7 protein-coding genes are annotated in these 10,784 nt (G+C 69.3%); 2 read left to right on the top strand and 5 right to left on the bottom strand.

What is annotated here, in order from left to right; genetic code table 11:
* Window positions 1–182 precede the first annotated feature (182 nt).
* Both H0524_RS14180 and H0524_RS14175 read right to left on the bottom strand, forming a co-directional pair.
* Window positions 183–1,034 (bottom strand): hypothetical protein, encoded by an 852-nt coding sequence (locus H0524_RS14180; RefSeq protein ID WP_180199050.1) that lies wholly within the window; start codon window positions 1,032–1,034, stop codon window positions 183–185.
* Window positions 1,035–1,088: 54 nt separating this feature from the next.
* Window positions 1,089–1,544, bottom strand: coding sequence for a winged helix-turn-helix domain-containing protein (locus tag H0524_RS14175; RefSeq protein WP_018726437.1), 456 nt, complete (start codon window positions 1,542–1,544; stop codon window positions 1,089–1,091).
* A gap of 255 nt (window positions 1,545–1,799) precedes the next feature.
* Between H0524_RS14175 and H0524_RS14170 the strand changes: the two genes are divergently transcribed.
* Window positions 1,800–6,152: a S8 family serine peptidase gene (locus H0524_RS14170; RefSeq protein ID WP_180199049.1), complete on the top strand. Its 4,353-nt coding sequence runs from the start codon at window positions 1,800–1,802 to the stop codon at window positions 6,150–6,152.
* A gap of 134 nt (window positions 6,153–6,286) precedes the next feature.
* On the opposite strand, the gene sbnB is transcribed toward H0524_RS14170, so the two are convergent.
* Genes sbnB through H0524_RS14155 form a run of 3 tightly spaced genes read right to left on the bottom strand, consistent with a single transcriptional unit; the run spans window position 6,287 to window position 9,584 of the window.
* A complete protein-coding gene (gene sbnB, locus H0524_RS14165; protein WP_180199048.1) occupies window positions 6,287–7,288 on the bottom strand; it encodes a 2,3-diaminopropionate biosynthesis protein SbnB in 1,002 nt (333 codons plus the stop codon).
* Entirely contained in the window at window positions 7,282–8,304 is a 1,023-nt protein-coding gene (sbnA, locus tag H0524_RS14160; RefSeq protein WP_180199047.1) for a 2,3-diaminopropionate biosynthesis protein SbnA, read from the bottom strand. Before sbnA ends, sbnB begins: the two co-directional genes overlap by 7 nt.
* On the bottom strand, window positions 8,301–9,584 hold the full coding sequence (locus H0524_RS14155) for an MFS transporter (RefSeq protein ID WP_180199046.1): 1,284 nt from the start codon (window positions 9,582–9,584) through the stop codon (window positions 8,301–8,303). The genes sbnA and H0524_RS14155 overlap by 4 nt, the downstream gene beginning before the upstream one ends.
* A 212-nt stretch (window positions 9,585–9,796) precedes the next feature.
* Between H0524_RS14155 and H0524_RS14150 the strand changes: the two genes are divergently transcribed.
* Window positions 9,797–10,777, top strand: coding sequence for a TauD/TfdA family dioxygenase (locus tag H0524_RS14150; RefSeq protein WP_180199045.1), 981 nt, complete (start codon window positions 9,797–9,799; stop codon window positions 10,775–10,777).
* Window positions 10,778–10,784 lie beyond the last annotated feature (7 nt).

Genomic DNA, 10,784 nt, shown 5'->3' with positions numbered 1-10,784 from the left:
CGTCGCACAACGCATCCTCGCGATGACCGCCGCGATCTGGCACAACTGGACCACCGGCCAACCCGTCATGCGCTCCCTCATCGCTTACGACCACTGATCCCTCGGAATAGATCGTCTAGGACGGGCTGGTCACTCGGTTATCAGGACGGGCTGGTCTGCGCCGGCGGACCGGCCGGGAGGGTTCAGTCCGCGCAGCCGGTGGAGAGCATCAGGTGCAGCTGGTCGCCGGTCGCGTCGGCGATGACCAGGTCGGTGCCGCTCCGGTACGCGTACACCTCGGGGGTGTCGACCACAACGGTGCCGGCGGCGGCCAACGGGGCCAGGGCGCTCAGTGATGCCGGCTCGGGGCCGGCCGCCACCCGCTCGGTCCGGGCCTTCGCGCCGCCGGGACACGATGTCCAAATCTGATCCACCTGCTCCGGCACCGGACGGCCCAGCGCCTGCAGCGCGGCACGGAGCGCTGGTTCGGGCGGGTTCCCCAGCAGCAGATCGCCGGACGCGGCATCGGTCGGGCGACAGCCGGTCAGCACCGCGAACCGAACCCGACCCGGACTCGTCGACTCCCCCTCGACCAGGACGAACTCACCGGCGTCGGCGCGCAGCAGCGGACCCTCGGCGGCGTCCCGCACCCCGGCCCGCCATCGCGCCGGCAGCGCGTCGGCGACCTGGCGGAGCAGCTCGCGCTCGCCTCCCTCGGCGACCAGGACGCCGATCCCGCGGGTCAGTTCGGCGCCCGTGCTGACCGGGGTGACCCGGCAGCCCCGCTCCACGCGGGACGGGGTCATCGCCCACGCCGTGCCGTCGAGCGCCGCGACGAGCTGGCCGACCGCCGCGTTGACCACCGGCGCCGCCTGCTCGATCGTGCGCTGCTCCCGCACTGTCGGCTCGTCGGTGCGGGCCGACCACCAGGCCAGCCCGGCCAGCAGCACCGCCCAGGCCGCCGTGCCCACGAGTAGCCAGCGCCGGACCCACCATCCCGGCGGCGGGCGATCAGGCCCGGAGGGCGGGGCGTACCCCGGATGGACGGCGCTCACCGCGCCATCGTGTCATGTCCCGGACCGGGGTCAGCCGCCGCCGGGACGGCCGCACTATCCGCCCGAGTCGTCGGGGCCCAGGACGAGCCGGTAGCCGACCCCGCGCACGGTCAGCACCCGTGGGCCGCCGGAGAGCAGACGCAGCTTGCACCGGAGCCGCTTGACCGCCGAGTGCAGGATCGCGGTGTCGCCGAGGTAGGCGCCGCCCCAGACCGCGGCGAAGAGTCGCTCGTAGCTCCAGAGCCGGACCGGCGGGGTCACCAACCGGGTCAACAACCGCCGTTCGGTACGGGTCAGCGCCAGTGGGCGTCCCCGCCAGGTGACCAGGTGCCCCGGCGGGTCCACCACCAGCTCGCCGTAGCGGACCGGGGTCTCTGGTGGACCGGTGCCCCGCTCTTCGGTGACGGGTGGTTCAGGAAAGAGCATCGCCCGCAGCTCCGCGAGATCAGCACAGCTCAACACCGGCCCCACCCCGTCGAGGCGACGCAGCACGCGCTCGCGCACTGCCATGTCGGGACTCACACAGACCACGATCGGACCCTTCCGCTCAGACACGCCGCCTCCCCAGGCACCCGCGTTGACCCGACGGGCATCACCCCGTCGAGATGATGTCCGGCTGAACACCGAGTCAGCGTACGGCCAGAAGCGCGCCCAGTCACTGATCGAATACTGACCGAGACAATTTATTGATCAGCGTCGGTGTTTTCACGAGCATGGCTGGCGCGGGCTCGGAACAGCCCGGGCCCGCGGACGTGGGGAGGACACGTGTTCGTACGACCATCCGCGCGGTCACGCCTGGGGCGTCTGGCCGTCGCGTTCGGGGCGCTGGTGTTGGGGTTGAGCGCCCAGCCGGCGCTCGCCGCGTCGCCGCCCGGCGCAGCAGAGCGGGCAACCGTCGCGTCCGAGCTGCTGGAGACCAGCGACAGCACCAGTTTCCTGGTCTTCCTACGGGAGACCGCACCGCTCGCCAGCACCGCGACCCTGCAAGAGCCCGACGACCGGGCCCTCGCGGTCCACCAACTCCTGACCAACACCGCCGAACGCACCCAAGCCGACCTGCTGCGGCTGCTCGAGGCACGGAAGGCGGAGCACACCTCATACTGGATCGCCAACGCCATCCAGGTCCACGGTGACCGGGCCCTGATCGACGAGATCGCGAACCGGCCCGAGGTCGAACGGATCGAGCCGGTCGGCAGCCGCCAGCTGGTCGAGCCGACGCCCGCCGAGGCCGAGGCCCGTACCGACGCCGTCGAGTGGGGCGTCGCCGAAATCGGCGCCCCCCAGGTGTGGGACGAGTTCGGCGACCGCGGCGAAGGCATCGTGATCGCCAACATCGACACCGGCGTGCAGTACGACCACCCCGCCCTCGTCAACTCCTACCGGGGCAACCTCGGCGGCGGCAGCTTCGACCACGCCTACAACTGGTTCGACCCGACGGGCGTCTGCTCCGACTCGGAACCCTGCGACAACAACGACCACGGCACGCACACGATGGGCACGATGGTCGGTGACGACGGGGCCGACAACCAGATCGGTGTCGCACCGGGTGCCCGGTGGATAGCGGCGAAGGGCTGCGAAGCCAGGACCTGCTCGGACGCCGCGCTCCTCGCCTCCGGCCAGTGGATCCTGGCCCCGACCGACGCCAACGGCGAGAACCCCCGCCCGGAGCTGCGCCCCGACATCGTCAACAACTCGTGGGGCGGCGGCGGCAACAACCCCTGGTACCAGCAGACCGTCGACGCGTGGCGGGCCGCCGGGATCCTCCCGGTCTTCTCCAACGGCAACAGCGGCCCGAGCTGCGGCACCGCCGGTTCCCCCGGGGACTACGAGAGCTCGTACGCCGTCGGCGCGTACGGCTCGAACGGCGCCATCGCCGGCTTCTCCAGCCGTGGCTCCGGCACCGAGCTGATCAAACCGAACATCGCCGCGCCGGGGGTGGCCGTGCGCTCCAGCGTCGCCGGCGGCGGATACGCCGCGTTCAGCGGCACCTCGATGGCAGCCCCGCACGTCGCCGCCACGGCCGCTCTGATCTGGTCGGTCGCCCCCAGCCTCCGCGGGGACCTGCCGGCGACCGAGGCGCTGCTGGACCGTACCGCCCGCGATGTCGATGACACCACCTGCGGCGGGACCGCGGCCGACAACAACGTCTTCGGCGAAGGCCGGCTCGACGCGTACGCGTCGGTCAACGAGGCCCCCCGCGGCCCGGTCGGGCGGGTCACCGGCACCGTGACCGCAGCCGAGGACGGCGAGCCGCTCGCCGGGGTGACCATCGACGACGGCACCCGCGACACCACCACCGGCACCGACGGCCGGTACTCGCTGACCGTTCCGGCCGGTGAGACCACGGTGACGGCCACCCTGTACGGCTACGAGTCGCAGTCGGACACCTTCACCGTGGACGAGGGCGGGGCGGTGACCCGGGACTTCGCGCTCGTCGAGAGCCCCATGGTCACGGTGGGCGGTCAGGTTACCGACGGCTCCGGACACGGCTGGCCGCTCTACGCGAAGATCGACATCGCCGGCAAGCCGGGTGACCCGGTCTTCACCGACCCGGTAACGGGAGAGTGGTCGGCCACCGTGGCCGGCGACAACACCTACTCGATCACCGCCACCCCGCAGTACCCGGACTACCGGACGGTGACCCGGGAGGTACCGGTCGGTAGCGATGCCACCACCGTCGACATGGCCGTTCGGGTCGCGGAATCCTGCACGGCGGCCGGCTACAACGCCAGCTACGACGACCCGCTCCTGACCGAGGACTTCGCCGACAGCAGCACGCCGGAAGGCTGGTCGGTGGTCAACCGCACCGACGAGGGCGGTTGGACCTTCGAAGACCTCGGCGAACGGGGCAACCTGACCGGCGGCAGCGGCGGCTTCGCAATCGTCGACAGCGACGAGCTCGGCCTCGGCAACAGTCAGGACACCGACCTGGTGAGCCCGACGGTGGATCTCTCCGGGACCCCCGCGCCGGTGCTGCGGTTCAACACCGACTGGCGGGCAATCGGCGTCACCGACAGCGCCGACATCGACGTCACCACCGACGGCGGCGAGACCTGGACCAACGTCTGGCACCAGACCAGCAGCCTGCGCGGGCCGCGGGTCGAGGAGGTGCCGTTGACGCCGGCAGCCGGCGCATCGGAGGCCCAGGTGCGGTTCCGCTTCGCCGGTTCCTTCGACTGGTGGTGGCAGGTCGACGATGTCATGCTGGCCAACCGGAACTGCACCCCGGTGCCCGGTGGCCTGGTGGTCGGCACGACCAGCGACCAGAACACCGACACGGCCCTCAACGGCGTCACGGTGACCAGCGTGGATCAGCCCGAAGATAACGCTGTCTCGGCCGGCACGGACGACCCGGCGGAGTCGGGCGGTTTCTACTGGCTCTTCTCCAGCCTCACCGGAACGCACCCGTTCACCGCGGAGCGGGCACCGTACCCGGTGGCCACCCAGGACGTGACGGTCGTCGCCGACGAGGTGCGACGGGCCGACTTCGCGCTCGCCGCCGGAAAGCTCACGGTCACCCCGACCGAGGTGGAGTCACACCAGCCGTACGGCAGCACCCGGAGCACCCAGGTGACGGTGAAGAACACCGGCACCGCCCCGGCCGACGTCGAGGTGTTGGAACGGTCCGGCGCGTTTGATCTGTTGGAGGCACCGGGGGCCCCGCTGCGCGAGGTCACGGTGAAGGGCATCAGCACGGCCCGGACCGGGACCACGTTCGGTGGAGCACCGGCCGAGGCCGAAGAGTCGACGGACAACAGCTGGACCCGGGTCACGGACCTCCCATCGAATGCCTTCGACAACTCCGCCGCCATCCTGGACGGCAAGGTGTATTCGATCGGCGGCGGTAGCGCCACCGGCAACGAACGCGCGACCTGGGTCTACGACCCGGGCACCGATTCCTGGTCGGAGCTGCCGCCGCTACCCACCTCCCGGTCGAAGCCGGGCGTCGCGGCGGTCGGCGGCAAGATCTACGTGACCGGCGGGTGGGGCAACAACATCGACCCGGACGCCACGGTTAATGTCTTCGATCCGGCCAGTGAAACCTGGAGCACTCTGGACGGGGTCACCAACCCCGCGCCGACCGCTGCCCCCGGAACCGCCGTCGTCGACGGCAAGATCTACCTGGTGGGTGGCTGCGCCAACTCGAGCTGCACCGCGACCGACGACACGGTGGTGTTCGACCCGAGGGCCGCGACCTTCGCCACCGTTGCCCCCTACCCGCAGCAGGTCTCCTGGATGAGCTGCGGTGGCCTCGGCACCCAGATGTACTGCGCCGGTGGCTCGGGCGCCGACACCGCCGCCCACAAGTACGACCCGGGGACGGACACCTGGACTCCGATCGCGGACATGCCGCTGGACCTGTGGGGTTCGTCGTCCGCCGCGGCCGGCGGGATGCTCGTGCTGGCCGGCGGGGTCACCGACGGCTCCTCCACGGTGACGAACCAGACGATCGCCTACGACCCGGCGGCCGGAACCTGGCAGGACCTGCCGAACGCCGAGTTCGCCCGGTACCGGGGGGCCGGCGCGTGTGGGGCCTACCGGATCGGCGGCTCATTTGACCCGTTCATCGGAACGGCGGAGGTCGAACAGCTCAGCGGGCTGGAGTTGTGCGTCCAGGAGACGGAGCTGCCGTGGCTGAGCACCGCACCGGCCAGCTTCACCCTGGAGCCGGGCGAGTCCCGCAAGGTGCAGCTGACCCTCACGGCCACCGCTGAGGCCGGGGTTGAGCAGCCCGGTCGCTACAGCGGCGAGCTGGCCTTCGCGGCCGACGTGCCGTACCCGACCGCGCCGGTGAAGGTGGAGATGAACGTGTCTCCGCCGAAGAGCTGGGGCAAGCTCCAGGGCACGGTCACCGGGGTTACCTGCGGCGGGGAGACGGTCGGCGTACCGGCCACCGTCCGGGTGAACGCGACCGGCAGCGGCGCCGGCTACACCCTGATGGCGGACAACTCCGGCACGTACACGGTCTGGCTGCCCAAGGGCCGCTACGACGTGATCGTCGCCAAGGACGGTTGGGTTCCGGAGTTCGACCGCACCAAGGTTGAGGCAGGGTTCGTCGCAACCCTCGACTTCAGCCTGGAACCGTCGTCGGACTGCACGAAAGCAAGCGGCATCTGAGTAAGTCGGTGGCCGGCGACCCGAGTGGGTCGCCGGCCACCACCGTTCCCACCGGCCGAGGAGAGCAGTGGCCGGGCGACCCGACGGTCGTCGCCTGGGAGCGGTCAATGGCAGTAGGGGATGGCGTCCGTGCGTCAGTCCTCCCCCACGGACATGAAGCCCGGCAGGGTCGTGCCCAGGCCACGCTCCTCGGCTTTCCGCCGGACCATCGCCGCCACGGCCAGATCCAGGCAGCCCAGGCCGAACGGAGAGAAGACCGTCAGCGAGCTGTCGTCGCGGAGGTAGCGATCGCCGGCCACGAGGAGCTCGCCGAGTGAGGCAGCGATGAAGTCACGCCCGCCGGACTGCTGCTCGGCGAGGTGCAGCGAGGTGGCGGCGCGGCACACGTGGTCCGCGTCGTCCACGATGTTGACACTGGTCTGGATCGTCTCGGCGCTGAGGTCACGCAGCGACAGGTGCAGGACCAACGCGCCGGGGCGCAAGTGTTCCCCAGCGAGGTGTGGCACGCTCGCGGTGGTCGCCAATGTGACGAGCGGGTGCGCGGCGAGAGCCTCCTCGACCCGCGCGGCGACCTCCACCTTGAGTCTCGGCCACCTCGCGTTCACCCGGGCGGCGAAGGACTCCGCCCGCGATCGGTCGAGATCGTACAGGGTGATCTGGTCCAGTTCCGGCTTCACGAGCTGCAGGTACCGCAGCACCTCGAAGCCGATCGGGCCGCACCCGATCTGCGACACACCCGACTCGGGATCCGAGGAGCCCAGGGTGACCGCCGCGAGCGCGGCGCTCGCGGCGGTGCGCTGTGCGGAAATGGCGGCGGCCTCCATGAACACCTCGGGAAACCCGGTCCGCGTGCAGTTCAGGATCATGGATGCCGAAGCTCGGTCCTGACCCAGCCCGAGGTTACCCGGAAAGGACGCGACCCATTTGACGCCGGCCACCGGGGTCCGGGTTCCCAGGTAGGCCGGGAGCGCGATAATGCGGTTCTGCAGATCGGCCGGGAAACGTAGGAACACCGAGTGCGGCACCGCCGTACGCCCCAGAGCGTGCAGCTCGTACGCCTCCCGAACCGCTGCCAGCACGTCCGATTCCGCGCCGTCCAGAACCAGGTTCACCTCACTTTTACCCAACATCAGCATGACATCGCCTCCATCTCGGGTTCCTTCCACAGGTGGGCTACATCACCGAAATGCATGGCGACCCAATCGTCGTCATAAATGGTGTCGAGATACCGCTCACCCCGATCGGGAAAGACCAGCGCGCACGTCGAGCCCGGCGGAATCCGATCGCGCATGACGTCCAGGGCCGACACCACCGCCCCGGACGAACCACCGGCCAGGATCGCCTCCCGGGCGGCCAGGCGGCGACACCCGACGATGGCGTCGAGGTCGTGAACGCGGATCACCATGTCGGCGAGGCCGTCGGCGTACAGGCTCGGGCGGACCGACGCGCCATGACCTGGAATCAGCCGACCCCCGACGGGAGCCCCGAAGATCGCGCTACCCAGTGCGTCGACCGCGACGACCTGAGCCGGCAGTTGATGACGGCGCAGGTACTCCGCGCAGCCCCGCAGGGTGCCGCAGGAGCTGGTGGCACAGAACACAAAGTCCAGCGTCGGGAGTGCGTCCAGGATCTCCCGCACGGTGCTGTGGTGTGCCCGCGGGTTGAGTGGGTTGGCGTACTGGTTGGGGCAGTAGGCATGCCTGATGCTCTCGACCAGCTCACGAACCCGACGAATCCGCACTGGGAGGTACTCACCAGAAACTGGGTCGACGTCGGTCACTACTTCAACCTCAGCGCCGTACGCGCGCATGATTGCTATGTTCTGGCGGTTGGTCCTGGGGTCCACCACACAGATGAAACGAATTCCGTGATAGGCGCAGATCTGGGCAAGACCAATGCCGAGGTTGCCGGAGCTGGATTCGATGACAGTAGATTTTCCGGGCACAAGTTGGCCCTCCCGGATCCGTTCCTGGAGCATCTCCAGGGCGGAGCGATCCTTTATGCTGCCACCGGGGTTGTGTGACTCGAGTTTCGCGAAGATCCGGACCGAACTGTTGGGGTCTAGTTTGGTCAACTCGACGATCGGTGTCGCACCGATCGTCGATAGCACTCCGGACACGGAGCTTCCTCCTTGGTCGACGGGACCGATCAACGAACGGCGGGTTCGGCGTCGGGGACGGTGGTGGTCTCGACAGGTACGACCGGCCTGCGGAGCGCGGGGACGAACGTCGCGACAAGGGCCAGCAGGACCATCCAGCCGGCGAGCACCAGTGCGGCGGCGCGGGCGTCGAACCACTCCAGCAGCAGGCCGCCGATCAGGGCGCCGATCGGCAACGCGCCGCTGGCGAGCAGGCCCATCGCGCCAAGGACCCGGCCCCGCAGTCGATCCGGGGTGATTCGAAGTTGGTGGGTGGCGACGGCGACGTTCCACAGCGGGCCGACGAACCACATTCCGGCATACGCGGCGGTGAGCAGGTACAGGTTGTCGGCGACAACAATCGCGCCCATCAGCAGGGCCCAGATCCAGTTCGCACCAACCACCAGGGCCGGCAGTGGCACCCACCGTTGACACCAGCCGGCAACGAGGGAGCCGAGCACCCCGCCGGCCCCGGCGACCCCGAGCAACACCCCGACTGCCGCCGGCGACGCCCCGACATCGGTTGCCATCACTACGACAACAAGAAACAGCGCACGGAACAGGAGGTTGCTGCCGGCGACGAGTAGTGCGGCCGTACGCAGGAATGGCTGGCACCACAACCAGCGCATTCCTTCGCCGACCTCGGCGAGCAGCCCGGTGGTCCGGGCACGCGCTGGTTGTCGACTCTGGAAGTCCGCACGGATGAACAGCAACGTGACCAGCGAGATCACGTGAGTGACGGCGTGCAGCAGAAACGGCATGACGCGGCTCAGCCCGAACAGGATACCGCCGAGGGTGGTGCCGAGCATGGTCGCCGCCCGGGAACGCGCCTCGTTTCGGGACAGCGCGGCCGACAGATGGTCCGGATGCACGATGTTGGGCACGGCGGCGTGTGCCGCCAGGTTGAAGAACACCGACATCGTGCCCTCGACGAAGCCCACCACCACCACGTGCGCCACCGTCAACTCGTCGAGAGCCAACGCGAGGACCACGCTCGCGGCCCCGACCGCTCGAACCACGTCACACCAGATCATCAGCCGACGTCGGTCCCACCGGTCGATCAACGCCCCGGCCGGTAGTTGGAACAGCAGTGCCGGAAGTAGCGAAAAGAAGCCAACGACACCAGCTGCGGCTTTCGATCCGGTAGCCGCCAGAATCAACAATGGATAGGCGACCGTAGATACGGTTAGGCCGACCAGGGATACTGCGGTCCCACTCCAGAGCAACAAAAAGCCACGGTTGTGACGCAACTTGGGAACCGGCGCACCAGGCCGGGGTTGCACGGTCGTGGTCATCGGTCCGCTCCATCGATGCGATCGTCTGGGCCCACAGGTCGGGCCGACACCCGGCCAGTGGCAACGTCACGCCGGGGACCCATCGAGAGCGTGCCGCGCCTTCCCGTGCCCGATGCAGAGAAGAACGCGCACAGATGCCGGCAGCAGGCATGCGAACGGAGCTGCCAGTTGTTCTCTGCAGCCGGACTGCCCCACCAGGAACCCTGAATAGCATGAAGACGAGCCCTCTTCCTCAGCCTCCGCGGACTCCCTCGGACGCTGAGCCGGCGCTCCCGTTTGTCGTGACGGCACCGGACCCGGAGACAACGGCCACGTCGTTTCTCGCGACGTCCCGCGACCAGGTACGCCAACGGTTGCGTGAGCACGGCGCGGTGCTGCTGCGTGGCTTCGATGTCGACGGTGTCGACGGCTTCGACCAGATCGTGCGCTCGGTGTCCGGCACCCCACTCAGCTACGCCGAACGATCCTCGCCCCGTAGCACGATCAAGGGCCGGGTCTACACCTCAACCGACTATCCCCCGGGCGAGGAGATCTTCCTGCACAACGAGAACTCCTACCAGGCGACCTGGCCCATGACACTCTTCTTCTACTGCATCACCCCACCAGAGACCCTCGGGGCCACCCCGCTGGCCGACACCCGGCAGGTCCTCCGGTCGATCGACCCGGCTGTACGCGACGAGTTCGCCCGCCGTGGCTGGACCGTGGTGCGCAACTTCTCCGACGGTCTGGGCGTGCCGTGGCAGCAGGCGTTCAATACCGACAAACCCGCCGAGGTCGAGGCCTACTGCGCCGGCAACGGCGTCGAGGTGGAGTGGGTCGGCCGCAACGGCCTTCGCACCACCGGGCGACGTCAGGCCGTTCACCGGCATCCGGTCACCGGCGCGGAGGTGTGGTTCAACCACCTCACCTTCTTTCACGTGACGACCCTGGCCGAGGAGATGTGCGCCGGCCTTCGGGAGATGTTCGACGAGGTGGACCTACCGACGAACACCTACTACGGCGATGGCGAGCGCGTGCCCGACGAGGTGGTCGCGCACCTGCGGGACTGCTACCGCGCAGCCCAGCGCCGCTTCGACTGGCAGCGCGACGACGTCCTGCTCGTCGACAACATGCTCGCCGCACACGGCCGCGAGCCGTTCACCGGACCACGCAAGATCGCAGTCGCGATGGCCGAACCGTTCCGCACCGCATAGACCAGAG

Origin of the sequence: Salinispora sp. H7-4, from assembly GCF_013416675.1 — a bacterium.
Taxonomy (GTDB): Bacteria; Actinomycetota; Actinomycetes; order Mycobacteriales; family Micromonosporaceae; genus Micromonospora; species Micromonospora vitiensis.
This window is presented reverse-complemented; position numbering and strand designations above follow the sequence as displayed.

Bases quoted from the DNA above. Each gene is read 5' to 3' on its own strand.
- sbnB (WP_180199048.1), bottom strand. From the start codon at position 7,288: ATGCTGATGTTGGGTAAAAGTGAGGTGAACCTGGTTCTGGACGGCGCG.
- H0524_RS14150 (WP_180199045.1), top strand. From the start codon at position 9,797: ATGAAGACGAGCCCTCTTCCTCAGCCTCCGCGGACTCCCTCGGACGCT.
- H0524_RS14155 (WP_180199046.1), bottom strand. From the start codon at position 9,584: ATGACCACGACCGTGCAACCCCGGCCTGGTGCGCCGGTTCCCAAGTTG.
- H0524_RS14175 (WP_018726437.1), bottom strand. From the start codon at position 1,544: ATGGCAGTGCGCGAGCGCGTGCTGCGTCGCCTCGACGGGGTGGGGCCG.